This window comes from Vibrio harveyi (assembly GCF_030060435.1).
Taxonomy (GTDB): domain Bacteria; phylum Pseudomonadota; class Gammaproteobacteria; order Enterobacterales; family Vibrionaceae; genus Vibrio; species Vibrio harveyi.
This window is the reverse complement of sequence record NZ_CP125876.1, coordinates 744,389-770,169: the sequence shown is the minus strand read 5'-3', so window position 1 is coordinate 770,169 and position 25,781 is coordinate 744,389. Positions and strand designations below refer to the sequence as shown.

24 protein-coding genes are annotated in these 25,781 nt (G+C 45.4%); 14 read left to right on the top strand and 10 right to left on the bottom strand.

Annotated elements, in window-relative coordinates:
- The first annotated feature begins 19 nt into the window (after positions 1 to 19).
- The 8 genes from QMY49_RS20065 (at position 20) to QMY49_RS20030 (ending at position 7,495) form a co-directional block, all read left to right on the top strand.
- Complete coding sequence (locus QMY49_RS20065) at positions 20 to 1,867, top strand: M3 family metallopeptidase (protein WP_283316381.1); 1,848 nt, start codon at positions 20 to 22, stop codon at positions 1,865 to 1,867.
- 55 nt (positions 1,868 to 1,922) lie between these two features.
- Positions 1,923 to 2,459, top strand: a complete 537-nt coding sequence (locus tag QMY49_RS20060; RefSeq protein ID WP_009701579.1) for a DUF924 family protein — start codon at positions 1,923 to 1,925, stop codon at positions 2,457 to 2,459.
- Positions 2,460 to 2,602: 143 nt separating this feature from the next.
- On the top strand, positions 2,603 to 2,893 hold the full coding sequence (locus QMY49_RS20055; RefSeq protein ID WP_009695991.1) for a putative quinol monooxygenase: 291 nt from the start codon (positions 2,603 to 2,605) through the stop codon (positions 2,891 to 2,893).
- A 204-nt stretch (positions 2,894 to 3,097) separates the two neighbouring features.
- Entirely contained in the window at positions 3,098 to 3,808 is a 711-nt protein-coding gene (locus QMY49_RS20050) for an HAD family hydrolase (RefSeq protein WP_085319625.1), read from the top strand.
- Between the two features lie 155 nt (positions 3,809 to 3,963).
- On the top strand, positions 3,964 to 4,281 hold the full coding sequence (locus QMY49_RS20045; protein ID WP_050907995.1) for a DUF4144 family protein: 318 nt from the start codon (positions 3,964 to 3,966) through the stop codon (positions 4,279 to 4,281).
- Positions 4,282 to 4,420: 139 nt separating this feature from the next.
- On the top strand, positions 4,421 to 5,149 hold the full coding sequence (locus QMY49_RS20040; RefSeq protein WP_050907994.1) for a class I SAM-dependent methyltransferase: 729 nt from the start codon (positions 4,421 to 4,423) through the stop codon (positions 5,147 to 5,149).
- Between the two features lie 62 nt (positions 5,150 to 5,211).
- Complete coding sequence (locus QMY49_RS20035) at positions 5,212 to 6,462, top strand: hypothetical protein (RefSeq protein WP_283316372.1); 1,251 nt, start codon at positions 5,212 to 5,214, stop codon at positions 6,460 to 6,462.
- Positions 6,463 to 6,556: 94 nt separating this feature from the next.
- Positions 6,557 to 7,495 carry a LysR family transcriptional regulator gene (locus tag QMY49_RS20030; protein WP_005447345.1) on the top strand — a complete coding sequence of 313 codons (939 nt, stop codon included), beginning with the start codon at positions 6,557 to 6,559 and terminating at the stop codon, positions 7,493 to 7,495.
- A 35-nt stretch (positions 7,496 to 7,530) separates the two neighbouring features.
- Here QMY49_RS20030 and QMY49_RS20025 read toward each other — a convergent pair whose 3' ends face one another.
- Positions 7,531 to 7,977 (bottom strand): hypothetical protein, encoded by a 447-nt coding sequence (locus tag QMY49_RS20025; protein ID WP_005447343.1) that lies wholly within the window; start codon positions 7,975 to 7,977, stop codon positions 7,531 to 7,533.
- A gap of 362 nt (positions 7,978 to 8,339) precedes the next feature.
- Here QMY49_RS20025 and QMY49_RS20020 point away from each other — a divergent pair, with 362 nt between their 5' ends.
- Positions 8,340 to 8,831, top strand: coding sequence for a VOC family protein (locus tag QMY49_RS20020; protein ID WP_005428296.1), 492 nt, complete (start codon positions 8,340 to 8,342; stop codon positions 8,829 to 8,831).
- A gap of 150 nt (positions 8,832 to 8,981) precedes the next feature.
- Positions 8,982 to 10,592 (top strand): SNIPE associated domain-containing protein, encoded by a 1,611-nt coding sequence (locus tag QMY49_RS20015; protein ID WP_283316366.1) that lies wholly within the window; start codon positions 8,982 to 8,984, stop codon positions 10,590 to 10,592.
- 350 nt (positions 10,593 to 10,942) lie between these two features.
- On the opposite strand, the gene QMY49_RS20010 is transcribed toward QMY49_RS20015, so the two are convergent.
- Both QMY49_RS20010 and QMY49_RS20005 read right to left on the bottom strand, forming a co-directional pair.
- Positions 10,943 to 11,251: an MliC family protein gene (locus QMY49_RS20010; RefSeq protein ID WP_050939580.1), complete on the bottom strand. Its 309-nt coding sequence runs from the start codon at positions 11,249 to 11,251 to the stop codon at positions 10,943 to 10,945.
- Entirely contained in the window at positions 11,248 to 11,709 is a 462-nt protein-coding gene (locus tag QMY49_RS20005) for an ecotin family protein (RefSeq protein WP_009695978.1), read from the bottom strand. The genes QMY49_RS20010 and QMY49_RS20005 overlap by 4 nt, the downstream gene beginning before the upstream one ends.
- 210 nt (positions 11,710 to 11,919) lie before the next feature.
- Between QMY49_RS20005 and QMY49_RS20000 the strand changes: the two genes are divergently transcribed.
- From QMY49_RS20000 to QMY49_RS19990, 3 genes are all read left to right on the top strand, one after another.
- Positions 11,920 to 12,516 carry a LysE/ArgO family amino acid transporter gene (locus QMY49_RS20000; RefSeq protein ID WP_009701836.1) on the top strand — a complete coding sequence of 199 codons (597 nt, stop codon included), beginning with the start codon at positions 11,920 to 11,922 and terminating at the stop codon, positions 12,514 to 12,516.
- A gap of 39 nt (positions 12,517 to 12,555) precedes the next feature.
- Entirely contained in the window at positions 12,556 to 12,975 is a 420-nt protein-coding gene (locus QMY49_RS19995) for a VOC family protein (protein WP_009695976.1), read from the top strand.
- Between the two features lie 103 nt (positions 12,976 to 13,078).
- A complete protein-coding gene (locus QMY49_RS19990) occupies positions 13,079 to 13,330 on the top strand; it encodes a TIGR03643 family protein (protein ID WP_005447331.1) in 252 nt (83 codons plus the stop codon).
- 29 nt (positions 13,331 to 13,359) lie between these two features.
- Here the strand turns inward: QMY49_RS19990 and QMY49_RS19985 are convergent, their stop codons facing one another.
- The 4 genes from QMY49_RS19985 to QMY49_RS19970 form a co-directional block, all read right to left on the bottom strand.
- The gene (locus QMY49_RS19985; RefSeq protein WP_005447330.1) at positions 13,360 to 14,085 is read right to left on the bottom strand and encodes a hypothetical protein; all 726 of its coding nucleotides are present in this window, start codon (positions 14,083 to 14,085) and stop codon (positions 13,360 to 13,362) included.
- A gap of 517 nt (positions 14,086 to 14,602) precedes the next feature.
- Positions 14,603 to 17,293, bottom strand: coding sequence for an alpha-glucosidase (gene ygjK, locus QMY49_RS19980; protein ID WP_283316361.1), 2,691 nt, complete (start codon positions 17,291 to 17,293; stop codon positions 14,603 to 14,605).
- Between the two features lie 260 nt (positions 17,294 to 17,553).
- Positions 17,554 to 18,321, bottom strand: a complete 768-nt coding sequence (locus tag QMY49_RS19975; RefSeq protein WP_050922398.1) for a hypothetical protein — start codon at positions 18,319 to 18,321, stop codon at positions 17,554 to 17,556.
- Positions 18,322 to 18,777: 456 nt separating this feature from the next.
- Entirely contained in the window at positions 18,778 to 19,911 is a 1,134-nt protein-coding gene (locus QMY49_RS19970) for an MBL fold metallo-hydrolase (protein ID WP_038898295.1), read from the bottom strand.
- Positions 19,912 to 20,068: 157 nt separating this feature from the next.
- On the opposite strand from QMY49_RS19970, the gene QMY49_RS19965 reads away from it, so the two are divergent.
- Positions 20,069 to 20,314: a Rho-binding antiterminator gene (locus QMY49_RS19965; protein WP_005447321.1), complete on the top strand. Its 246-nt coding sequence runs from the start codon at positions 20,069 to 20,071 to the stop codon at positions 20,312 to 20,314.
- A 95-nt stretch (positions 20,315 to 20,409) separates the two neighbouring features.
- On the opposite strand, the gene QMY49_RS19960 is transcribed toward QMY49_RS19965, so the two are convergent.
- From QMY49_RS19960 to QMY49_RS19950, 3 genes are all read right to left on the bottom strand, one after another.
- A complete protein-coding gene (locus tag QMY49_RS19960; protein WP_154202972.1) occupies positions 20,410 to 21,897 on the bottom strand; it encodes an MDR family MFS transporter in 1,488 nt (495 codons plus the stop codon).
- The gene (locus QMY49_RS19955) at positions 21,894 to 22,919 is read right to left on the bottom strand and encodes an HlyD family secretion protein (protein ID WP_005447317.1); all 1,026 of its coding nucleotides are present in this window, start codon (positions 22,917 to 22,919) and stop codon (positions 21,894 to 21,896) included. Before QMY49_RS19955 ends, QMY49_RS19960 begins: the two co-directional genes overlap by 4 nt.
- A gap of 258 nt (positions 22,920 to 23,177) precedes the next feature.
- Positions 23,178 to 25,778, bottom strand: coding sequence for a TRAP transporter permease (locus QMY49_RS19950; RefSeq protein WP_258456390.1), 2,601 nt, complete (start codon positions 25,776 to 25,778; stop codon positions 23,178 to 23,180).
- Positions 25,779 to 25,781 lie beyond the last annotated feature (3 nt).

The following is a 25,781-nucleotide window of genomic DNA, read 5'->3' as shown; positions in this document are numbered from 1 at the left end:
AAACATTTGAAGGATCAAAATGACTGCAACGGAATACCTAAACGACCTCAACCAACGTTACCTCGCTATCCATCGCACCAAAGAAGACTTCTTTTGGGAAACCTACATGGGCATCAGCGACGACCACGATGGTTCGACAAAAGCACAAACCGCTTGGACCAATTTCTTGAGCAACGCCGAACAAATCTCAGCCATCAAAGCGCAACTTGAATCGGCTGAAGCGATCGCTGATCCACAAGAGAAACAGCAAACGCAAATTGGTTTGCAAGGATGGTTGGCAACATTTGAATCGCACGCGATTGAAGGCGAACAAGCTCAAGCCCAAAAGAATGCTCTGATTGCATTTGAAGCCGCGTTGTTCGAGAAAAAGCAAAATCACGTCCTGACGTTTACCAATGAAAACGGTGAACAAACCGAGGGCTCTTTGCCTGTATTGTCTTCGACCATTCGCGCCAATAATCACGAAGAAGTGCGTCAATCAGCACATCAAACGCTACTCGACCTTGAGCAATGGTTGCTGCAAAACGGCTTTATTGAGCTGATCAAACTGCGTAATCAATTCGCACGTTCTTTGGGCTACGAAACCTTCTTTGACTACTCAGTGAAGAAGACGGAAAAGATGAGCTCTGAGCAACTGTTCAGCATCTTAGATGACTTTGAACTGCGCACGCGCGATGCCCACCTAAGCAGCTTGGCAAACCTTGCAGAGCAGAAAGGTCAAAGCGCACTGACTGGCTACAACTTTGTGTACTCGTTCGCCGGTGACGTCATGCGTGACTTAGACCCGTACGTGCCGTTCTCAAAGTCGCTACGTCGCTGGGTAGAATCATTCGGTCGCCTAAATATCGAATACTCAGACGCAGAGCTAACGCTAGACCTGCTTGATCGTAAAGGCAAATACCCGAACGGTTTTTGTCATGGTCCTATCCCATCGTTCTACAGTCAGGGCGAATGGGTTGCCGCGCAGGTAAACTTCACCAGTAACGCGAAGCCAGACCGAGTGGGCAGCGGCTATGATGGCATCAATACTCTGTTCCACGAAGGGGGGCACGCTGCGCATTTCGCTAACGTGAAGATGAACGCGCCTTGTTTCTCTCAAGAGTTCGCACCAACTTCCATGGCATACGCAGAAACTCAATCCATGTTCTGTGACAGCCTGCTGACCGATGCCGATTGGCTAAAACAATACGCGTTGGACGCAGAAGGTAACCCAGTACCGGATGAGATCATCCAAGCGATGATCAATAGCCGTCAGCCATTCAAAGCGTATGAAGAGCGCAGCATTTTGGTCGTGCCGTATTTTGAACGCGCACTTTACCAATTAAGCGATGAAGAACTGACGCCAGAACGCATCACAAAGCTGGCACGCGATTGCGAAAAGCAAATCCTTGGTTTGGAGTGCAGCCCACGCCCATTGATGGCGATTCCACACCTTCTGTCTGATGAAGCAGCGTGTGCCTACCACGGTTACTTGCTAGCACATATGGCGGTTTACCAGACTCGCGCTTACTTCCTCGATAAGTTTGGCTACCTGACTGACAACCCAGAGATTGGTCCACTACTGGCGAAACATTATTGGCATGCGGGTAACCACCTATCGCACAACGAGACTATCGTTAGTCTCACGGGTGAAGGCTTTAACGCTAAGTATCTGGCAGACATGTGTAACCTATCCCCAGAACAAGCATGGGAAGTTCAGCAGCAGAAGATTGCTTCGCTGCAAACTCGTGAACGTGCTCCGGTAGCGTCTTTAAATGCCAGCATCAAAGTGGTGGATGGCAGCAAAGAGCTTGCAAGCAATACGATCTCAGACGAGCAGATGTGCGAGCAGTTTGAGCACTACATCGAAGAGACTTACGGTCGATAAGCGAAACCAAGAGCTGGGGTATACTCCTAGCTCTTTTTCTATCAGGGAAGCAACCATGTACCAAGATATCCTGAATTTCTGGTTTGAAGAACTGGAACCAAAAGACTGGTTTGTGAGTAATGCAGACGTCGATAAACAGATCGAAACGCGCTTTCTCACCACCTTAGAGCAAGCCGCTCAATCTGAATTGTTTGACTGGCGAGAGACGGCACAAGGTCGCCTCGCAGAGATCATCGTGCTCGACCAATTCTCTCGCAATGTTTATCGCAACACGCCCAAAGCGTTCGCTCAAGATGCCCTCGCACTTGCCTTGGCGCAAGAGACGATTCGTTTAGGGTTGGACCAAGAATTGACCGACGTTGAACGCAGCTTTTTGTATATGCCATTTATGCACAGTGAATCTAAGCGGATTCATGAAGAGGCAGAGAAGCTGTTCAAAGCTCTGGGGCGAGAATCTAACTACGAGTTCGAACTAAAGCATAAGGTGATCATTGATCGCTTTGGTCGCTACCCACACCGCAATGCGATTTTGGACCGTGATAGTACCGCAGAAGAAGTGGAATTCTTACAGCAGCCTGGTTCCAGTTTTTAAACACAGCTAGCACAAAATTAAAGCAGGATTATCAATTTATATTTGATAATAAATCAATCATTGTGCTGTTTATCATTTGGTGATTCGCGACTAATCTTTACCTCGTCAACACGATACATCACGATCAACAGAGGATTTCCACCATGGCTAAATTGACCATCGTCGCTAACATCATTGCCAAAGCAGACCAAGTAGAATTGGTAAAAGCTGAGCTACTGAAACTGATTGATGTCACTCGTGCCGAGGAAGGTTGCATCAACTACGACCTTCACCAAGATAACGAAAACCCAGCGCATTTCACCTTCTACGAAAACTGGGAATCACGCGAACTATGGCGCAAGCACATGGACAACGCGCACCTAGCACAATACATGAAAGCAACAGAAGGCGCGGTAGACACCTTCACTCTAAACGAGATGTCGCACATCGCTTAACGCCTTGTACTACGCAGCACGCACTAGAAAGCCAGCAACCATCACCTTGCTGGCTTTTTGTTTTTCTTTCGCTTGTTCTCTTTTCCCTCCTTTCCGAGCGATTCAAAGCAAGCTTATGAAAACATGAGCAAGATCTGGTTATCTCCCCCCTAAGACTGGCAAGATTTAAAGCTACTCACCCTCTGCTGTATCAAAAGGTTTTGCATGAAGTTAGACGCCGTATTGTGGGATTACGATGGCACCCTAGTAAATTCTGTTCCGAAAAATATCGACATCACCAAAGCGATATTGTCCGTTGTAGCGCCGCACCTGACCGGGGATAACTTACCGAAATACCTACGCAGTGAAATGGATTATCATCATGCCAATCACGCAGCGAAAAACTGGCAAGAACTGTACGTAAACTACTATGGTATGTCCCAAGACGAAATGCTCATAGCTGGCACCATGTGGGCAGAGCACCAAGAACAAAACCAAACACCAGTGGATCTATTCAATGGCATTGCCAATGTGGTGAATGCGTTCGCGCACCTGCCACACGGAGTCTGCTCTCAGAACTCGCAATCCAACATTCGCAACGTACTTCGCGCCAACCAAATCAATACACCGTTTAAAGCCGTCGTGGGCTACGATGACGTGTCCAATGGACATCAGAAGCCGGATCCTTTTGGTGGCGTCAAATGCATTGAATCCATCTTTGGGCACACGGATAAACAGTTGCTGATGTACATTGGTGACCACGAAGCGGACACGCTTTTTGCACGCAATATCGAGCAACATTTAGGTAGCAACTGCAAAGTGATTGCAGTAGCAGCAGCGTACAGTGGCGCTCAACCGCAGCACTGGAACGCCCAGCCAGATTATGTGGCACATCAAGTAGACGACTTAATCGACATCATTGGTAAGTACGCTTAGCCTCAACATGCACAACACTGAAAACCCGAAAACCATCTCGAAGACAGAAAGCCTTTTGCTCTCTTAAGGCTTTGTGTATCGTACATGCCTTGTGCTGGCTTACTTGGCTCACGCACAACTTCAGACCATTCACACTCAATACCTAAGGTAACGCAATGATCACATGGCCTTGTTTACTTAAACTCGATGGTGACGATGAACTGGTGTATTTAGCTTCACCAAAGCAGCTAAATGCAGAATGCCAAGCCTTGATTTGGGGTCAGGATGACATAGTGATTGATACGCAAGGTCATTGCTTTACATTGAAAACCGGTGCCAACAACACGGTGGAATTGGGCCTTTTGCCACAAACATTGAGTGTGCAGCAAGTGACAGAGCTGATTCAAAAGCACGAATTTAGCAAAGCACAACGTTGCATCATCAAAATCCATTTTGTGTCGGTCCAGCAAGCGATTGAAGCGTTGGCTGATTAACAATTACGCCCTTGTTTTTATGCTGAGATAAAAACATAAGCACCTGAATTTCGATACTTTCTCATTTTGAGACTCATAATCACTAAAAACAGCGGAGTGATTCTTGCTACTTCAATCTTTTGGCTTTGAGGAAAATGACATGCAAGAAAAAGTTCGCCAATTGGATGCGCAGCAAACCACCTCATTTGACACGGAATACATCGATAAAGGCATGTTTGAAGTACTAACCAAACAACTCAACATGCTCTATCCTACCCAGCAACCTTTTCACCTACTCGATGTAGGTGGCGGGAATGGAATGTATGCAGATAAGATTTTGAATCATTATCCCGATGCTCAAGTCACGCTTATCGAGCCAGAAGCGTCACTCATCGCCAAAAACCGTCCCAACCCAAACAAACATCTGGTCTGCCACCTTTTCCAAGATGCTGCGCTTGAAAGCAGTTTTGATATCATCCAGTTCAACTGGGTCTTGCATCACTTTGTTACCGACACCTATCAGTCCACCAAGCAAGTACAGCAAGAGGCTCTTCATTGTGCCTACCGACATTTAACCCCAGGAGGGCTGATTGTCATGTTTGAAAACTTCTACGAAGGGCTTTTAGTGAACAATTTACCCAGTTCACTGATTTATCGATCTACCTCATCCAAGCTACTAGCACCGCTCACTCAACGACTAGGTGCGAACACTGCGGGCGTTGGTGTCTGCTTCCATAGTCGTACTACTTGGCACGATATGATCATTGAAGCGGGCTTTAAAACCGTCTTGCACGTTCCCTTCTATGCCTTTGGCAATTTGAGTAGTCTCAAGACCAAAGCGTTGCATTTGCGAAAACAAAATGTGGGATTATTGATTGGTAAAAAGTAGCTAATCCGCTATTAAAATTTGTTAATCTGGCACGATGAAACGTGTGAATAGTGAAGCCGCTTATGAACAAGGTCGTATTGGTATTTGGTGGATTGGGGAGCGCCAAATCGTCTGTGGTGGGTTTGTATAAGAACCTTCTGTACACCTTAAGTTCTCGCTTTGATGTCGTCGCCATTGACCCTGCAGTTCAACATCCCAAGTCCTGTGCATCGCAGTTTCAATTCCCTTACTCCGCTCGCTACGCCAGTTTCGATATGTTTTTACAGGCTCATTCACACACTGATGTTATTGCCGCCTTCGTTCTAACACCGGTCGGCACACATCTTTCCATCATTGAACAAGTGAGTAACGCCCTCGACATTCAAAGCCTGTTGTTTGTGGTTGAGAAACCGTCCTTCTCTTTAGCTGAAATCGACACAGGCTTTAACCAAGTCATCCCTGAGCTTAAACGTCGCGGAGCACAGTTTTACTTTATTGATACCGCTTTGGTTTCCCCTTCGTTGGAAGCACTCTTTGCCGATTCATCTATCGCGCTACCTGGCTCTGCCCCGTGGAAGATCATCGCGATTGCAGCCGACAACCCTATCGACAATGATGAAGCGATCCAAGACTTTCGTTTTGAAAACCGAATTGCGTTACTCAACACCAGAAAGCTACTTAACTTAGCCACCAGCGGCGGCGGAGGTTATGGCTTTGATATGGGCATTCATGCGATTGCAGGGCTAGTTCGCTACCTGCATAAATCCGGCATAGGAGACTCGCAAGTTGAACTAAAACAGATCCGTGCCGAACGTATTAACGAATCGCAATTGGAGTACACACAAGGCGCTGAAACCCATCTCTATATCGAAGGCGAACTCACGTCTCCGGAGGGCAATATTGAAGTCGTGATTGAGGCAGGAAAAGCGGGTGATATTTGGGACAGACGGTTGGAACTGCACTACACAGACCGCGTCATCGCAATTGGCTTTGGCACACTCAAGCATCCTCCTTATCTTTGGGAGAGAAGCCCCAATGGCATCAAGAGCACCACATTTGATGTTTCTGGCTCAGGTTATGCGATGCACTTTAACGACATCCTATGCGCGCTTGGTTTTGACGCAGAGCCTTTGCTCTCACAACAAGAAAGCGAAGCCTTGATGTCACAATCGATGAACTTGCTGCGCTGCGTATTTGACGCCATCGGCGATACCCATCAAGTTCGCGAACGAAACATTACCGTGGCTGATAAACACATGCCCAAATACCTATCGGAAGCAGAGCTAGAGATTAGGAAAGAGCTCAGTCAATACCTCAACAGTTTGATTCATTAAATGGGCAACGAGTCAGTATTTCTGGCTCAATTCAATTAAGTGATATAGTTTCTATTCATACCCTTCAATTTGTAAGTTGAATGATAGGAATATCATGATAAATCTATCCCACTTAATCAAAAATGATATGAACCTGCTGATTTGTCTGTACGTTTTACTGCAAGAACGCAGCGTGAGCAGAACCGCAGAAAAGCTATTCTTATCTCAATCGGCTGTCAGTAAACAACTTACTAAATTGCGCCAGGAGTTTGATGACCCCTTATTCGAGCGAGAATCCAAAGGTTTATTGCCGACCCCAAAAGCGTTGGCATTGGAGAGCAAACTGCAACAAATCCTGATGCAAATTGATCAGCTTCGTGAACCAGAAGAATTTGACCCAGAACGCTCGACTCGCGTTTTTAGTATCGATCTTATCGAAACCGCTTACTCCACAATTTACCCACGTTTTCTGCCTCAGGCGTTATCCAGTGCACCGAACATCACCATCAAAAGTGCCGATTGGAGCCACAGCAGTATTACTCGATTACAAAGGCGAGAAATCGATTTTGGTGTCGGTATTTTTGAGTTTGATGATCGTTCGAAAACCCATGTCGACACCATCCCTGACACACTGAATTACGCGGAACTGATGCGCGATACTTCGGCATGTATATTGAGAAAAGGACACCCTGCATTAGAGGAAGAATGGAACCTTGATGCGTTCTTAAAGTATCGCCATATACAAGTCATCACAGGAGGCGTGTCTAGTTGGCTACTGCACGAGGTGCTCGACACAAAACGACTGCGCATTGATAACGCCGTCAACATGTCCGACATTTCCAGCGCGGTAAAACTGTGTGAAAAAAGCGACTTGGTACTGACCTACCCCTACAAAAGCATCCGCGAGTTCGAAGGTAAATCAGACATTGTGATCAAGCCGCTCCCGATAGAGATGGAGCCCGGTGGGTTCTTTCTACTTTGGAACAAGCAACTCGACAACGACCCAAGCCATAAATGGTTAAGAGAGCTAATCGTCAGTCAGTCTTACGCTTAATCTCAGAGCCTGTTACCAAAGTAGAAAATGCAAAGCTATGAGTTGATGTACTTTAGATGAACATTCAAGCGCCAAAAGTAGAGTGCTTGCAAAGCGATAACAGAGAATGTCGAAAGTAATTCAATAATAAAATAATGTTGATCGCCAAAATCAAAAGATACGATAGCCATCCCAACAAGCACAGATAAAGCGACAAACCTAAAAGACAAAGGGATAGATAAAGCGATAGAGCGAAGAATGTAGGTTTTACCATCTCTATTGTTCGTTCTATACGTGACACCTACCCCCAAAATTGACACAACTAAGATACCGATAGCCTCGGTTATCATAGCTTCATTGCTTGCATACGGTGCCAAGATCATCAAGTACGGGGTTACCGTATAAAAGATTAAGAATATTAAAGCGTATTTAATCCAATCACTGTCTGGCACTTTGTTGTCTCTTAGCTCCTCAGACAGCTTTGATGTTTTCCAAATGTACAAATCCTTATTCCTTTTATATGTGAGCTCAGATTAAAGGCTCCCCTAAAACCCAACTACCAACGTTCAAACACAACTAGTTAATATCAATAAAAACAGATAACTAGCAGCAACATCGGCCTGAAGTTTACCTCACAAAACCATTCACAATCGATATAAAAAAATCAAAAAAGCAAAGGAATTTATAAGATAACCGTTTGATAAGCTCGCGGAATACATTTGTTTATTCTTCTCCTTACCCATAAATAACAAAATATTATCATTATAAAAATTATTGATAATTTCATGTAATCAGAAATTCTCCATATACTCTCCCCCATCGAAACGAAACACGAATTAATCATCACAGTTTTTGGAGCAGAATTATGAAAATGAATCACGTAGGCATCATGGTTGGCGATATGGACAAAGCAGTAGAGTTCTACACTAAAGCGCTTGGTCTTCGCATCGTAATGAACAACACAAAAGTTATCGAAGAGCGCGAATCAGCAATCGGTCGTATGTGTATCGCCGTATTCGGTGAAGGCTTCAAAGGCTTCAACATCGCTCACCTAGTGACGTCTGACGGCATCGGTGTTGAGCTGTTTGAAATGAAAGAACGTCAAGAGCGTCACGAAGTAGATTTCTCTCGTCTAGGCATCTTCCACTTCTGTCTACAAGTAGCGAAAGAGCAGTTCCCACAAACAATCAAACGTATTGAAGAGTTTGGTGGTAAAGCTCGCATGGACATCATGCGCTACCACCCAGAAGATGACAGCAAACAAGCTCAAATGATCTACATGGAAGACCCGTTTGGTAACCTATTCGAGCTTTACTCACACACTTACGAAGAGACTTACGCGTCTGATTACGAATAATTAAACGTCTAAGAACAAAAAAGGACTGGCACTAAGCCAGTCTTTTTTGTTTATTAAACTCATTTCTTATGATCTTAATCGGTATACAGAACGGGAACCTGTTATATTATTGTGGTTTTATAGCTATTAAATATAAACAGAGGCTTAATCGTGGAATTTTCATACTTGCCACACTTCTTAATTGGCTCAATTGTAGCTCTATTGATTGTCATACTGCTTTTGATAAAGAGAGGCAGCAACTCCCAAAATCAACTTAGACTAACTCAATCCGAGTTGTCTCAAGCGAACTTTATAATCGATAACTATCGCCAAACAACTTCCGAACAAAAGAAAACTATTGAAAACAACACCATCCAAATCACCGAAGCGACCGAACGTCTTGATGAGTACAAGATAAGATTCTCGAAAGTTTTTGATACCGAGGCTGAATGTCACAATATAAAAAATGCTCTGGAAATTGCAAAAGAAGAAATCGAAGCTAAAGCGAGAAAAACGCTTGAAAACATAGAGTTAAAGAAGAAGCAAACCGTTGAGGAACAGCGATTAACTGAAATCAAAATAAACGAGTTAAGGACTGACTACAAAAGCAAAAAGCTAACCTATGATGCCTTGAGCAGGCAGATTGCTATTTTTAGAGATGAAGTTGAGTTAATAGAACTGGGCTTCTATGAACCAAAATTTGACTTCGATGCCTCAGAGAAATTCAAAGAAGAAATCAAGAAATGCAAAGACAGACAGAAGGCCTTGATGAGAGAAAAATCATCTAGCGGCGCTATATACTGCTATCGAGAGTGGACCGTCGACGGTTCGCGTTCTGAAGGCAAGAAAATGACGGACAAGAGCATTCGACTTACTGCTAGAGCCTTTAACAACGAATGTGAAGCAGCAATTGCTAACTGTACATGGAAGAACGTCGTCAAAATGCAAGAGCGTATTAGAAAGGCTTTTACTGCAATCAACCAACTTAATGAGCCGAATGCCATTTCCATCACAGACAAGTACTTAAAAGAAAAACTCAAAGAACTTCAACTGACCTATGAATATCGCGAGAAAAAACAACAAGAGAAAGTTGAACAAGCTGAGATAAAGGCACAAATGCGAGAAGAGGCTAAGGTTGAAGCCGAAATTAAAAAAGCTGAAGCAGAAGCCATAAAGGAAGAAAAGCGCTTCCAAAAAGCTCTCGATACCGCAAGAAAAGAACTAGAGCAAGCCAGTGACGAGCTAAAGCTAGAGCTTGAACAACAGATAGCAGAACTACAAGCCAACCTGAAGGAAGCAGAACTCAAGCACCAACGAGCTCAATCAATGGCAGAGCAGACAAAACAGGGGCATGTTTACGTTATTTCAAATATCGGCTCTTTTGGCGAAGACATATATAAAATAGGTATGACACGTCGACTTGAACCAATGGATCGCGTCAAAGAACTCGGGGATGCTTCTGTACCGTTCACGTTTGATGTACACGCAATGATTCATACTGATGATGCTCCGACATTAGAGAAGAAGCTACATGAAGTCTTCGATTCTCGCCGATTAAATATGATTAACAGACGAAAAGAGTTCTTCAATGTCACACTAAACGAAATACAGGAAGCTGCACAATCCTTCTCAAACCACGAGATAGAGTTCGTAAAGACTGCCGTTGCTCAAGAGTATTATGAAACTCAAGCAATGAAGAAACAGGAGCAAATGAAGGAGCACGGTGCTTCAGAAGAAGCAGAGGGCGCAAATAACTTACCAAGTTTCGCCGATGCTATTTAAATAAGCACTTTATAGCATAAACCCCACCTAACCTCCCCTTGGTTTTAACTTCAGAGACTACAAAGTCATTCTGGTAAAGGGGAGGGATTTTCCGAGCATGTTAAAGCGAGATTCCTGATGTCGCCTAGGCTCCTCGGAATGACGAGACAAATTGGAGTGATTGAACCCACCACTCCAGAAAACACTCTCCCCCTTAGAGGCGAAACTTCAATGCCGAGCAAACCATGTCAATACAAAGAAGAGTTGGAGGGGGTTGTGAACGCAGAACAGCAAACTAGCTAACCAAAACCCTCTTAAAACTGCGCATACAAAAAAGGCTTAGTATCAACCAAGCCTTTTGAATTTAACGATTACTTCGTCACGCGACATGCACTTTGGGATATCTCGTTGACGATCAAAATCGCGTCGTCACCTTTGGTGTGCAGGACGAGCATTTGGTCATCAGACATATATTTTGCGCCAGATGCAGAGCGAACTTGTTTGAGTTCAATCTCTCTCCCGTCATCAACAGTGATCATCGCTTTTTCCTGATCAAAGCTAGCTGCAAACTGATGACCATCATCACACCGGTATTGATACTCAGGCGCGGTCGAGGCACAGCCACCAAGCGCAAGTAAACCACCTAACGTCAGTGCAATTTTTACCTGATTAGCGATCACTCTTCAGGAGCCCATACGCGGATATCGACATCCAAATCAGCGGGAGCGTAAACCACGACTGGTAGCTTGCTGTTGTAACGGTACAAATCACGAGTCGGCATTTGCACGAACGTTTCGACCTTCTCCATATCTTCAGGACAAGCCATTAACGTTGAGATAGCACCACCCGCTGAAGAATCAACTTGATAGTAGGTATAACCCCAACCTTCCAATGTATGCTCCGTTACAGAGCCACCTAAAGATACGCGGTTACAGTCTGTTTCCATCATTTTACCAACCACTAACTCTACGCGCTTATCTGCTTCGTTGCTTGCTGGGTCTACATAGAAAACATGTTTTGTCATGCTCTCCATTTCTGGAAACATCTCTGCTGATGGGCGAGATACATCATTTGCTGAATTCATTGCAGAACATCCGCTCAGTGCCATAGCACCGGCAGCTAACCAAACTGCTTTCATCGTTTTTTCCTTTTTCATATGGACGTGCATATTGTAACTGGGAACACCAGATTAGTGTAAATATGCGATGCAAATTGCTCGCGACTCTCACAATTACGACGTATCCCCCCATCGAACAGTTCTGGCAAGTCTCTAATCTGGACCTTGCAGCGATTTGGCGACAAGGTTATGGTTTAAAACCTGATTTGGTCACAATTCAAGGAAGAGAAAATGACCACCTATCTTGCTGGTTTTACGCTGGGCATTTCCTTAATTCTGGCTATTGGGGCGCAAAATGCCTTCGTTTTAAAACAAGGCATCAAACAGCATCATGTATTCTTAGTGTGCTTCTTATGCGCCTTGTCTGATGCCATTTTAATTTCTCTTGGTGTCGCGGGTTTCGGTTACTTGGTAACTCAGTTTCCTTTGATCGAGACAATTGCGCGTTACGCTGGCGCAGCGTTCTTAACTTGGTACGGCATCAGTAGCCTACGCTCTGCATTCACACAAAAACACATAATGAACCCTGAAGGTGATGCCTCAAAAAGTGCATGGCAGACAGCACTGATTTGCTTGGCATTCACATGGTTAAACCCGCATGTTTATCTTGATACAGTGGTGTTGCTGGGCTCTATTTCCACTCAATATGAACCACATAAATGGCAGTTTGCGATAGGCGCTGTTTGTGCCTCTTTCGTATTCTTTTTCAGCCTAGGCTATGGCGCCAAACTGCTTATCCCGATCTTCAAGCATGCGCGTTCTTGGCAGATTTTGGAATTCATCATTGGCTTTGTCATGCTGGCTCTGGCGATCAGCTTGCTGGTTTAGTGCGTATACTTTTCTCATCATGGAAAAAAGGGCAACGTCATGGCAAATCCGAGAAATCCAATTGAAGTAAAAGCGCTCGACCACGTGGTACTAAGAACAGACAATCTCGACGCGATGCTGCACTTTTACCGAGATATATTAGGATGCCCAATAGAGCGTGAATTACCAGACTTGGGGTTAACTCAGCTTCGTGCAGGAATGGCGATCATTGATTTGGTGACGGTCGATAGCGAACTCGGAAAGCTAGGTGGAAAATCGCCCAGTCAAAACGGTCGTAACCTTGACCACTTTTGCGTGCAAATTGCCCCTTTCGAGGAAAAAGAACTGCTGTCTTACTTACGCCAAAACAATGTGCATGTTGCAGAGTTTGCTGAAAGATATGGTGCCCAAGGCTTCGGGCGCTCTGTCTACTTGGAAGATCCAGAAGGCAATGTGGTCGAGCTGAAACCACAGAAATAATGCACCAGAAAACCACCCATTTTCGACCAGAAACATCCCTAAATGAATCCCAATCGCTGCGCGTTACGTATGTGTGTATCCAACAGCAGAACAGGATTAACGAATGACCTTTAGCGATGACATGCTATCAAGAATTATTGAAATGGCATGGGAAGATAGAACCCCGTTTGAAGCCATCCAACATCAATTTGGTTTGGACGAGAAAGGGGTTATTAACTTAATGCGCCACCACTTACAACCGAGCAGTTTTAAGCTTTGGCGACACCGAGTCTCCGGCAGGAAAACCAAACACCTAAAACTGCGCTCTCCAGAAGTGAAGCGTGGCTATTGCCCAACACAGTACAAACAACGTTGAGCCTCTCTTAAATTTCTAATGCTATGTGCTTAAACCATAAAATACGGCGCACTATCGCGCATGAACTCAGCCATTGAGGCTAGATAGTCCCATGTCTCTCGGTAAGTGTGGTTCATACATTGGGTGAACACCTGACACAAAGACGGGTCCTCTTCCAACCACTGGCTGACATGCTGAGCCGTATAAGAGACCTGCTTGACCTCATCATCCAGTATTTTTTGAATGGTTGGGCGCATCTCTTTCAGGTAAGGGACATCAGATTGATCAATAAAACTAAGCTGCGCGACCAGCAAACACCATGAACGGATTTCAACAGAATGCGCGCGGAAAAGGTGAATTTTAATATCGTCGTAGAAGTTGCTAACGTTGTTAAAATTGAAATCACTAGACTTGGCTTCTTGGTATACCTCAGTTTGGTATCCCGTCAACGGGATTAAGCTGGCATACATAGCGGAGTGATTTAAGTCGTTTTGACAATGGTGCATGATTTGCTGCTTCATTTCCCCTTGCGCATAACGATTGGCAATCATCTTGAGCCGCTCTGCGCCCTCTTCCTCATTGATGGCGTTGTGCAACAGGTAATACGCCATGGTTTGCTTGCTCTGAAAAATCTCTTGAGTGAGCTCATTCATCGCTTTTGGTGTAAGGGAAGAATCCGAATAAAGGTAGCTTGCAATAGAGGCTTTGTACTCATTAGAGGGCACAAAGTTATTATCTTCTAACAAGTTATAAAGGCTGGTCTGTAAACAATTCATATCACCTTCCTTGATGGTGTTGCAACGCAACACGTCATGCTGACAACGTAGAAAGTGAGGTATTTATCAATACGCTCTTCAAGGTGAGGAAAATTCAGGCGGCAGAGTAGAGTGTTGGAATGATTTTGGCTCGGAGCGGCTGAACAGCGGCGAGATTTGGGGTTACTCTAATGCTTTTGCATGAATGTAAATGACCTCACTAATACTTGCAGCATATGCATTGTTACAGCATGGTTAAACGATCATTTTATAAATGTTATCTATTGCAAATCGACAGAATGAAATGCGGACAACTAACTTACCAATATGTAAAGAAAAATCTCTCTGTAGCGCAATTTCTATGGCAAACAACTTTTCAAAAACAGCGGAAAATTAGTGTTTTAGCTCTACAAAAACCGGACAGCTTTCACTGTCCGGTTTGATCTTATTGAGCCTAATTTGAAGGGGTTAAGCGGTTGTAGATGCTAGGGGGGTCATCTACAACGCTTAATGCTTTACGTTGTCAGGGGCGCAAAACTTATTTGCCCACAAAACCGTTGTACAACATGTAGAGGTGGGCAGCACTCCATGAGAAGTTATTTGCACCTTGTACTGCACCAGTTTCTGGGTTGTAGTTTTCCTGAATTGGCGTTGCTTCCGTTAGACCTTGAGCGTTCTTGAATAACTTATCGACCATCTGACGAGCTTCCACGCCGTAGCCGTAGTTGTCCATACCACGAACACCGAAGTAGAACTGATCGAGCCACACACGACCACGCCAGTAAATGTCTGGACCGTAAGCTGGGTTATCCATTGATGCGGTACCTAACGGGATCTTCGGCGAGTTAAACTTGCTGGTATCAAGCATGTTCTTCACCACTTTATCAGCATGCTCTTGTGTCGCCGCGTTGTTGAACAATGGTGACCAACCTTCAGGACCCATGCCGCGTTTGACTAGAGTTGGACCCGCACATTGGTTACTCAAACCTCCAGGTACCACTTCGATATCGTAGTAGAATCCTGTCGCTTCATCGAACATACAACGGTTGATGTACTCTTTGGTGTCATCCGCTTTCGCTTTAAACTCAGCAGCTTTCTCCGCTTTACCCAAAACCTCTGCAATTTGCGATAGGTACAGATTATCTGAGTACCAGTAAGAGGCTTGGTCTACCGACTCTTGCATGAGCGAGTAACCTGACAACTTGTTCTCGTCATTGGTGTTCTCGTTGAACTTCACTTCCCAGTCTTTCTTCGCCTGAGCCAGTTTGTCCAAGTTCGCAGCTGAAGTATCACGGTAAGTGATCTCCGAGCCTTGTGCACCCATCACCATATCGTACGTGTTGTCGAAACCATTGGTGTTGTGAGCATAGCGCCCCATTTGGTCAATCACTTCTGCTTCTTCTTGCGTTGGTAGATCAGACTTACCTTGCAAGTCATCGATGGTATCGATAAAGCCAAACACACCCGCGTTATCGCGCCCTGATTCCCAACCAGCAGCCACTTTTGCCGGAATGCTCATCGCCGTGTAATCACCAGAAGTCAGCAACTCATTGTATTTCTCGATTCCAGTCTCTTTGATCCACTTGTCACCATTTACTTCGTCTTTGTACTGGAATTTCATGTCGTCTACAGACGCATCTGGTCCCCAAGATCCATCATTCACGTCATCTTCAAATACGGTGTGAATTGGGTCTTTCGCTGCACCGTATTCCGGAATGCCGTTCTTGTTGGTATCGCGAGCACGTAACCACCAATCGTGGAATGCAACGAGCTTCGGATACATCTCTTCTAACCACTGTTTCGCTTCTTCCGGACGATTATGTTCGTCTTTTAGTGCGGTATACACTTCCCAAACTGCCCATGCCGCAAGAGATGGTTTGGTGTTACGTTCGTTCCAGTTCAAACCGTCTGTTGCCAGTGGGAAGACTTTTTTGTATTCCGCAGACATACCTTGCCAACGTTCAGCCGGTAAGTTGTATGTCACCACATCAAGCAAGTAGCCTTCATCCCATGGACGCACAGGGTCGTCAGACTTGACTTGGTATTGGAATACCGTGCGAATGTTTTCCATCGCAACGTCTGGGTTGAAATGAGCCATTGCGTACGCTTGTTTCCACGTATCCCACGGCCAAGTCATGTTGCCAGAGAAGTACGGCGCGGTAACAGAAGGTGTTACGGTGTCGTGGTCAATCGCGCCAGCAGCACCACGCCAGTTCGCACTGAGCGTTTCCATCGCCTTTACTGCAACGAATTCATGTTCTTTAGAAGCCGCGTCATTCGTTAGACCTTTTTCTAGGTATTCTTCCCAGCGCATTGCCGATTTGTGCATGTAACCGTTCGGGTCTGCCATCACATCGTCCAATTTAGCAAACTCAGAAGCTTGCTCTTTGGTGTTTTGCACGTGAGTGTAAGCCGTGTACAGTGTGATTTCTTCGCCGTTACCTAAGGACGCGGTTTGTACAAAACCTTTTTTGTCACCACTGATGGTTGAGGTTTCTGGCTTGATAGAGCGTGTCACTTCGAATTTCGAATCACCCGAAGTCAGTAAAGACCATGAGTCACGAACTGCACCAAAAGATACTTCTACACCGTTATCAGTGGCTGTGATAGAACGAGAATAGGTAGGGTAAGCTTCTTCAACGCTGCGAACTGTGCTGTCATCGTTCTTGTATAGCTGACCATCATCCGCGCGATAATCTTGCATTAACTCGCCATCCCATTCGCCTTGAATAGCCAGTTTATTTGGGTTTTTGATTGTCGTTTTAACCAAAGAAGTACGGTCGGTGACAAAGCGCATTTCCAGCTTCGCTTCGACGCCATCGTCACCCGTGTATGTTTGGATCAGCGCGCCTGGCTGTGAGTATGCTTCTGTCAGCTTAAGCGGCATCGGTTTACCATCAACCGTTAACGCCAAACGGTCAAAACGCGCCGCCATGAATGACACATACTCTTCGGTTAGCAACGCGGTACCACCTAACGTGATCTCACCACCTTTGGTGTCTAGCGTGTGACCATGCCACGAACCATTATCAAACATAGGAATGTAGCGAAGGTGACCACCATGCAAATCGCGCAGTGCCACTGGCACACCTGCACGGTTGATGGTGTTATGGAATTCAGCCGCTTTCAATGGCGCATCCATGTTAGAGTCATTATCACTACTGTTGCATCCACTTAGTGTTAGAGCAACCCCGACAGCAATCGCACATAAAGAAGTCTTAAAGTGCATGTTATATCCCTCATTTATTGGCTTTTGGTCCTGATCAGGCGAAAAAAGGTCGAGACATGCCCTGCCGAGTTTCGATGATGAAGATTCAGCCTTATTTATTTCACTTTTGGATTTGAGAAGAGATCGGTTAATTTGTCTCTTCTTCGTTTGACCTATTTAAATAACAGGTCATTAATTTTGGATAATAGTGGGTCTTTGATGCATTCATTATCAAACACATCCACTTAATATAAATTCTTTATTTTATGATTAAATAGTCACTATTTTTCATTCGCCATTGAGATGGCTTTTAATAATTCACCGTCAATATTCGGAATCGTATCCGAAAGGAATATCTGATTGCCCGGAGTGTAAGTCATCAAGACGTTTCGGAGTCGCTTACTGCCTTCTCCGCTCTTGTTTTGCACATCAAATTCTATCAGTTTGTTGTACACCTCGTTCGCCAGTTTCTCTTCCTGTTCTTCAGTGATAGCAATGCGTCCCATGCAAATCGGTGGTCTCACATCATGGCTAAACACTTCATCTCGAAAGCGCTTAGCAAACAAAGTATCGAGCTTAGAACCTTCTTCGAAAATAAAACGACCTTGGTCTTTAAAACGGTATTGGTCATCACCTTTTAGCTCGATGTAATCCATCATTTCCAACGCGCGGAAATAAAGCGTGATCGAGGTATGGGTCAATTGGTATTTGCTCGCAATATCTTGCGGAGAGCATTCCTTCCGACGTAATAAATACAAAAAATCAAATAGGTACGGATACTGGTGAAATATTTCACTGTTAGTGTCGGTGATAAATTGCTCATTTTCTTGTTGCAGCTGTTTACCACGCATGGACAATTCGACTAAGTCGGTATCTAAATGAGTGGCATACGAGAGTATTTTATCCAACCCTAAAGACGTGTTATGCAACTGCCTTTTAATCGTTGATAGAGGAATTCCCATTCCAATAGAGAGGTCAGAATAACAAATACCCTTCTCTTTAATTTTTTCTCGCAAAGCAGCAAGTAAATACGTTGCAGAATTATTCATCGAACAATGCCTATTTTATTTTTGTCAGCATCCCTGATGATATATTCAAGAAATCCCTACTCTTGTGATGCCGGTTCCAAATATTTCCAGCAATTTCTATCTATTAAATATGTTTCAATGATGAGACTTTTTACCAAGCATTAACCGATCAATTTTTACCCACCAAGATTAAGCTTTAACCAGTTATTGCAAGCCTTATCAGTATGCGATGAGTATAATTGTTTTGATGCGTAAAATTAAGTTCACCTAGTTTTTTAGTAAAAGTTTTCTTTTTAAAGATTAAATTTTTAGGTGGTGAGTATCAAAAAGTTGCACTTAGAAAATTAGTCACGTGAGAGATCACAGAAAAACGGTGACTTGCTGGTAATTTATTGATTCGATGACCAGTAAAAAGCTTGTTATAAGGACCAAGAAAGTTGGTTAAATTGGTAGGGATATTATTGAAGCGTCGTCATATTATACCCTTATTTTTCTAGCTTGCTCACATAATTTTTCCACCTGCCACCATGCGTTGTTTTTATATTGTTGCGCGACATAAAAACTCTCGCCTGCCATAGGGGTAAGTAACTCAATGTGATCCACTTGGCAATGTGCTATCAAATCCTCAATCGGCTCATCCCATTTATGAGTAAACAACTCATACGTTGCCCAGTGTACTGGCAACAGCTTCTTTGCTTGCAGATCTTTAAAAGCTTGCACTGTGTGGTGGGCTTGCATGTGCCCCCAATTCTCTACCGGATAACCTTGATTGCCTTTTACATCTGCCGCGACTTCCAGACAAGCAATGTCTATCGGTCCGCAGCGCTGAGCGATTTGTACAAAGTGATTGTCGTAAGCAGTGTCCCCGCTGAAATAAAGCGTCTCTTGTTGTCCTTTCACCACCCAAGATGCCCACAAAGTGGCATTCTTATCCAGATAAGTTCTACCTGAATTATGGTTAGCGGGCGTGCAAATCAACTCGACGTTGGCGTACTGAACGCTCTCCCACCAATCGAATTCCACTACGTTGTCCGGTCTAACGCCCCAACGAATCAAATGCTTACCGACACCTAGTGGCACGTAAAATGTTACAGATCTATCAGAGTAATAACGTATAGTCGATGCTTCGAGGTGATCGTAATGATCATGAGAGATCAGGATGACATCGGGAGTCGGCAAGCTGTCGCGAACTGATGTATTGGGAATATTGCGCTCAAACCACGCCTTCGCAATCAACGGCGACGCGTAGTCGAACACAGGGTCAGTCAGGATGCGCACACCATCGGTCTCAATCATCAAAGTGGAATGCCCCAGCCAAGTGACTCGCATCGCTTGTTGTCTCTCTAAAAACCGCGTGGGCTCTATCACTGAATAAGGCAGTTGCTTATCAGGACTGAGCGGCGAACGCCCGCCCATGTAAGCCCAACACACTTGCCAAAATGACTGAGGGCTTGGCACGTTTGGCATCTTATCTTTGACGCGTCCATTTTCAAATTGAGCTGAGTGGTTGATGCGATGCGCCAACTGCGCGTAGTAAGTATGAGGAGTAATCAGTGATTGCGTTGCGCGCTCACGAGCCAAGTACGTGTTTTTAAGTGTCGTTTCAGACATGTCCTATCTACGTCTTGTTCACTAAACTATGGTTTTAGTTAAGCCTGCTTGTGTGTCTTTTTCATGACCAAAATAGGGCGTAAGATGAAGATTAGGTTTCAGAGAAGGATTCCTGTTCTTAGTCGGTCTTGATAAAGAACAGCAAAGGAGAAAAATTATGGTGACCTGCAGCCAATACGATTTTATTGAAATCGCCTGTATGTTTAAGCTACCCGTAGAAATTACGCTCAAGAACGGTGAGAAGCACCAAGGTAGCGCGTTCGATACTGGTTATGATATGGAACGCCAAGAATGCTTATTTTTGGATATTGAAGGTGAACGCATTTCGTTTCCAACCGAACAGTTAGTCGCGATGAAAGCACTCAAAGACAATCCGCATTTCAGTAAAGTCACCTTCGGTTGATTGTCCGATATTAACTCCTAAGCACCTAAGAATCAGATGTAAAAAAGCGCCCTTAACTGGCTGAGTTAAGGGCGCTTTAGTTTATGTTTAGAGGTTTACTTTGAACGGATAAATACCAGCATCGGCATCATGATCACGAACATCACCCCGACCAACTGGAAGGTGTGCACAAACGCGACCATTTGCGATTGCTGATGGAGCATGCTTTGGTACTGCTCCAATGCAGCAGGATCAGTAATCGACAATCCTTGCTTAGCAGCCCAATCATGCAATACAGGATTGTAAGGATTGAAACCTTCACCCAAAGCGTGCCATTGCTGTTGTCCATCACGGTACTGGTATGTGGTAGCGATGGAAATACCAAATGAGCTACCAATGGTTCGGAACAAGTTAAAAATACTCGCCCCTGCTACTGACTGTTCTTTTGGTAGCGTCATGTAAGCCAGCGTCGACAAAGTCGAGAAAGTCAAACCTAAGCCCATACCTTGAATCATACTTGGCATCACGATCCAGAAAGTGTCAATTTCTGTCGAGTATAGGGTCATAAAATAACTGCCAATTCCAATACAGGTTAAACCGAATACAATCTTCAACCTTGGATCAAATTGCGGGTTGATGATGATGACCAAAATTAACATACAGGCGGACGCTAACCCTCGTGGTGCCATCAACATACCTGTGGTCGATACTGGATAGTTCAACAAGCTCTCAAGCAGCATAGGCTGTTGAGTGGTCAAGCCAAACATCGCCATCGAAACGACCGCTATCATCAAAGACGAGACCATGAGGTTTCTGTCTTTGAGGAGCCACAGCGGCGCTATTGGACCCTTAGTCTTCCAGCTGCGGTAGATCCACATGACTAAGCCCATTATCGCTAGCAGTGCAGCGGTTTGAATGATGCGTGAGTTAAACCAGTCTTCATCGTTCCCTTTATCGAGCACGAACTGCAACGCACCTACACCGAGCGCCATATAGCCAATGATCCACCAGTCGAAGTTTGGTTTCGACTTGTTGCTGATGTGGATGTAGCGATAGATCAGCGCGGTACACACCAAACCAAATGGTAAGTTAACGTAGAAAATCCAACGCCAGTTGATGTTATCGGTAATCACACCGCCCACCACCGGACCTAAGATAGGACCCAGCAAGATACCGATAGAGAAGATCGCCATCGCCTTGCCTTTTTGCTCAGAAGGGTAAATCTGAACCAATGTGGATTGCGCCAATGGAATAACCGAAGCACCAAACGCACCTTGAATGATACGAAATACCACCATCTCTTCGAGCGAGCTGGCTTGTCCACAGAAGGCACTCGCAATGACAAAACCAATCACCGCCACCAGCATGACTTTGCGTTCACCAAAGCGCGATACCCAAAAACTGGTCATCGGAATGAAGATCGCTTCTGCCATGCTGTAGCCAGTCAGCACCCAAGTGATTTGGTCTGCCGTTGCGCCTAGTGCACCCATCATGTGCGAAAGCGACACGTTGGCAACGGTCATATCTATCAGCACCATGATGGCAGAAAGCATCACGGCGACGGTGGCGATACCCCGTTTATCTGCCGTAATTTCGTTACTCATTGTGCGTTACTTTTTAGATCAACAGTGACTTCAGAACTCGCACCCACACGCAACTGTGGCGCACCTTCAGGTACCTCTAAAGTTAAACGCACAGGGAAGCGTTGTTTAATTTTCACCCAGTTACCGGTTGCGTTTTCTGGTGGCATCAATGAGAAAGAGGTACCACTTGCAGGCGATAACTGCTCCACTTTTGCATCCCAAACCACATCTGGGTACATGTCGATCACGACTTCAGCGTGCATACCTGCTTTGATGTGAGTTAAGTCAGTCTCTTTGAAATTCGCGCGCACCCAGTAGCTGTCTTTGATGATCACAGGGAATAGTGTTTGACCGATACTGACAACCGAACCCGTATGAGTGTTGATTTCACCTGCAATGCCATCGACTGGAGAAGTGATGTCGGTGTAGCTCAGGTTCAATTCAGCTTGTGCAAGTTGCGCTGCTGCTTGTTGAACAACCGCCGCTTCTGCACCTTCTTCACCACGGTTTGCGATTGCTTTTTCAACTGTTGCTCGCGCTTGCTCTAGACCAGCTTGCGCGTTAGCGAGTTTGTTTTTCGCCGTATCAAGGTCTTGGTCAGACGCTAACTTACGTTTCACAAGAGAATCGGTACGTTTGTACTCCACTTGCGCTTCAGTCAAGTTAGAACGCGCCGCATCCAAACCAGCCACGGCTTCGGTCACTTGTTTGTCTGCCACATCGTGTTGTTGAACGGCCAACTGATAAGCGGCTTTCGCTTGTTTCACTGCTAATAAGTAAGGGCGAGAATCAATCTTAAGCAGTAAGTCACCTTTGTTGATGACTTGGAAATCTTTCGCTTCTACTGATACCACCTGACCCTGAACCTGTGGAGCGACAGATAGGATTTTAGCTCTTACATACGCATCTTCCGTACTCGGGTGACTATCGGAATATTGCCAAGACCAGTACATCGCACCAAAGGCGATTGCACAAACGAGTAGGAAAAGGATTTTGGTCATTTTAGATTTCGAAGAGGATTTCTTCGCGATATCGTCGCTCATTTATATTGTCCAAGTGTTCAATTATGTGATCAGTGTAGGATTTTTCCGCTTTCGAACAACAAGATGATCTGAAAGGTTAAGATCCGATTTTGAGCGTTGATCATTTGTTCAAATGATGCGCAAAGTAATCAAACATAAAGTATAGAATGCGCTAATAATTCCGCGACATTGAAAATAGAAATGATGAATATTTCAGACAGAAAAAAGCCCCGTCAGTCTTGGCTCCAACGGGGCTGTTAGGTTATTTTTCTTTAACTATCAACATGCTGTGTCGTTCTGCATTGCCACACGTCGACGTTGTAGCCAAATCACAACACCAAACAAGAACATTGCTGGAATCCACATCCACTCTTTGCGATAACGCTCAACTGGCACACGCACATCGACAATCTGTTGGTCGAACTGCAATCCTGCCGCCTCTGCTGGGCTAGCAAAACTAACGATATCAATCAGAGTTTGTTCATCTTGCTGATAAGTCGCTATGCCAAGTGCGTCCAGCTTATCTTGTCCGGTTTCCCCTTCAGGAACCGAAAGCAGCACCGAGAATTCACGCATCTTACCTACCGCATCTTCACCGCTGATTCGCATTCTGAGTACACCGCCCTCTTCAAGCGGTTCAAGCGTTTGTGCCAGTTGGGCAGGATTGCTCGATTGGTACGGATCCACCACCATGTCGATCCAGAACCCTGGGCGAAACAAGGTAAATGCTACGAGCAGCAACAACACGCCTTCGTACCAACGATTACGAGTCAGGAACCAACCTTGCGTCGCAGCAGCGAATATCAACATCGCAATAGTAGAGATAACAAAGATGGCGATACCGTGCGCCCAATCCACGTCAATCAACAACAAATCCGTATTGAAGATAAACAAGAACGGCAAAGCCGCGGTTCTCAAACTGTAGTAAAACGCGGTTAGACCCGTCTTGATTGGATCACCTTTCGACACCGCAGCTGCGGCAAAAGACGCCAGACCTACTGGCGGTGTTACGTCCGCCATGATACCGAAGTAGAACACGAACAAGTGCACCGCAATCAACGGCACTATCAAGCCGTGTTGTTGACCCAGCGTAACGATAACAGGCGCCAACAAGCTCGATACCACGATGTAGTTCGCCGTCGTTGGCAAGCCCATGCCTAGAATCAGGCTCAATACCGCCGTGAGCATCAGCATTAACAGCAAGTTACCCATAGACAGCATCTCAACCAAATCAGCCAATACTAAGCCAACCCCCGTTTGCGATACCGCACCAACAATTACGCCTGCGGTGGCGGTCGCGATGCCAATGCCGATCATATTGCGCGCACCAGCAATCAAGCCTTCACGCAAGTCGATACAGCCGTCTTTGAAGTTGCCATAATCGTGTTTGCCATCTTTACGCATCCAACTCAAAAGAGGACGCTGAGTCAAAACGATCACCACCAGAATCACACTACCCCAAAAAGCAGACAACCCCGGAGACAGACGCTCGACCATCAAACACCACACCAAAACCACCACAGGCAGTAGGTAATGCAAGCCAGAGAGTAAGACTGCGCGCGTATTTGGTAACTGTTCTAGTGGAGCATCTGGATCTTCTTCTGGTAGCGGCTCATTACTTGCGGCGACTTTTAGCAGTGCCAAGTAAACCGTAGCCAGAATTAACGCCATCCCAGGTAATACAAAGTCACCCAATACTGGCTTCAACCATCCTAAACCGTAGTAGACTGCCATCGACAATCCAGAAATCAACGCCGCGCCAAATGCAAATCCCGTGAGTCTCGCTAGCCAAGGTTTTGAGCGTGCGGCATCAATTGGCTGCATGCCCAACTTGAGCGCTTCTAGATGGACAATATAAAGCAGTGCGATGTAAGAAATTGCGGCAGGTAAGAAGGCATGTTTGATGATCTCAACATAAGGAATGCCGACGTATTCCACCATCAAAAACGCTGCGGCTCCCATAACAGGGGGCATGATTTGCCCGTTCACCGATGATGCCACTTCGACTGCTCCCGCTTTCTCAGGAGAGAAGCCAACTTTGCGCATCATAGGAATAGTGAACGTCCCCGTGGTTACCACGTTGGCGATCGACGATCCCGAAATCAAACCCGTTAAGCCCGAAGCAACGACGGCTGCTTTTGCAGGACCACCACGCAGGTGCCCCAACATGCTAAATGCCAATTGAATGAAGTAGTGCCCTGCTCCAGCGCGTTCCAATAACGCACCAAACAGAACAAACAAGAAGACAAAGCTGGTCGATACGCCAAGCGCAATACCAAACACACCCTCCGTGGTGATCCACTGGTGGTTAGCCAGCGCATCCAACTGAACACCGCGATGGGACAATAAACCCGGCATATACGGACCAGCTAAGCTGTAGCCGATAAACACCAACGCAATCACCGGCAAAGCAGGACCAAGCACTCGACGCGCGGCTTCTAAAAGCAAAGGCAAGCCGATCAATGCGGTAATAAAGTCTTCAGTCGTTAAGCTGCCCGGACGTTGTGCTAGTGCTTCGTACATAACAAATAAGTACAGCGAAGAGGCACAAGCAATCAAACCCAACATGATGTCGAAGACAGGAACACGATCGCGTGGAGAACGCTTAAAAGCGGGGAAAACGAGGAAGGCAAGCAACAGGGCAAAGCCAAGGTGAATGGCGCGCGTTTCGGTGTCATTCATCACGCCGAAACCGACAATAAATGGGAGCGGAGACGCTATCCAAAGTTGAAACAAAGACCACAGTAACGCCAAACCCGCAATCAGCTTTTCCATGATTCCGGTTGGCAGGCGAGCACCCACATCTTGGGCAATCAGTTCTTCTGCCGACAGCTCATTCGGATGCATGTCAGCATGGGACGTGGAGATCGTCTTATCCATAAT

Excerpts from the sequence above, each read along its gene's own strand:
- QMY49_RS20065 (WP_283316381.1), top strand. The coding sequence starts at position 20 with ATGACTGCAACGGAATACCTAAACGACCTCAACCAACGTTACCTCGCT.
- QMY49_RS20060 (WP_009701579.1), top strand. The coding sequence starts at position 1,923 with ATGTACCAAGATATCCTGAATTTCTGGTTTGAAGAACTGGAACCAAAA.
- QMY49_RS20055 (WP_009695991.1), top strand. The coding sequence starts at position 2,603 with ATGGCTAAATTGACCATCGTCGCTAACATCATTGCCAAAGCAGACCAA.
- QMY49_RS20050 (WP_085319625.1), top strand. The coding sequence starts at position 3,098 with ATGAAGTTAGACGCCGTATTGTGGGATTACGATGGCACCCTAGTAAAT.
- QMY49_RS20045 (WP_050907995.1), top strand. The coding sequence starts at position 3,964 with ATGATCACATGGCCTTGTTTACTTAAACTCGATGGTGACGATGAACTG.
- QMY49_RS20040 (WP_050907994.1), top strand. The coding sequence starts at position 4,421 with ATGCAAGAAAAAGTTCGCCAATTGGATGCGCAGCAAACCACCTCATTT.
- QMY49_RS20035 (WP_283316372.1), top strand. The coding sequence starts at position 5,212 with ATGAACAAGGTCGTATTGGTATTTGGTGGATTGGGGAGCGCCAAATCG.
- QMY49_RS20030 (WP_005447345.1), top strand. The coding sequence starts at position 6,557 with ATGATAAATCTATCCCACTTAATCAAAAATGATATGAACCTGCTGATT.
- QMY49_RS20020 (WP_005428296.1), top strand. The coding sequence starts at position 8,340 with ATGAAAATGAATCACGTAGGCATCATGGTTGGCGATATGGACAAAGCA.
- QMY49_RS20005 (WP_009695978.1), bottom strand. The coding sequence starts at position 11,709 with ATGAAAGCAGTTTGGTTAGCTGCCGGTGCTATGGCACTGAGCGGATGT.
- QMY49_RS20000 (WP_009701836.1), top strand. The coding sequence starts at position 11,920 with ATGACCACCTATCTTGCTGGTTTTACGCTGGGCATTTCCTTAATTCTG.
- QMY49_RS19995 (WP_009695976.1), top strand. The coding sequence starts at position 12,556 with ATGGCAAATCCGAGAAATCCAATTGAAGTAAAAGCGCTCGACCACGTG.
- QMY49_RS19990 (WP_005447331.1), top strand. The coding sequence starts at position 13,079 with ATGACCTTTAGCGATGACATGCTATCAAGAATTATTGAAATGGCATGG.
- QMY49_RS19985 (WP_005447330.1), bottom strand. The coding sequence starts at position 14,085 with ATGAATTGTTTACAGACCAGCCTTTATAACTTGTTAGAAGATAATAAC.
- ygjK (WP_283316361.1), bottom strand. The coding sequence starts at position 17,293 with ATGCACTTTAAGACTTCTTTATGTGCGATTGCTGTCGGGGTTGCTCTA.
- QMY49_RS19975 (WP_050922398.1), bottom strand. The coding sequence starts at position 18,321 with ATGAATAATTCTGCAACGTATTTACTTGCTGCTTTGCGAGAAAAAATT.
- QMY49_RS19970 (WP_038898295.1), bottom strand. The coding sequence starts at position 19,911 with ATGTCTGAAACGACACTTAAAAACACGTACTTGGCTCGTGAGCGCGCA.
- QMY49_RS19965 (WP_005447321.1), top strand. The coding sequence starts at position 20,069 with ATGGTGACCTGCAGCCAATACGATTTTATTGAAATCGCCTGTATGTTT.
- QMY49_RS19960 (WP_154202972.1), bottom strand. The coding sequence starts at position 21,897 with ATGAGTAACGAAATTACGGCAGATAAACGGGGTATCGCCACCGTCGCC.
- QMY49_RS19955 (WP_005447317.1), bottom strand. The coding sequence starts at position 22,919 with ATGAGCGACGATATCGCGAAGAAATCCTCTTCGAAATCTAAAATGACC.
- QMY49_RS19950 (WP_258456390.1), bottom strand. The coding sequence starts at position 25,778 with ATGGATAAGACGATCTCCACGTCCCATGCTGACATGCATCCGAATGAG.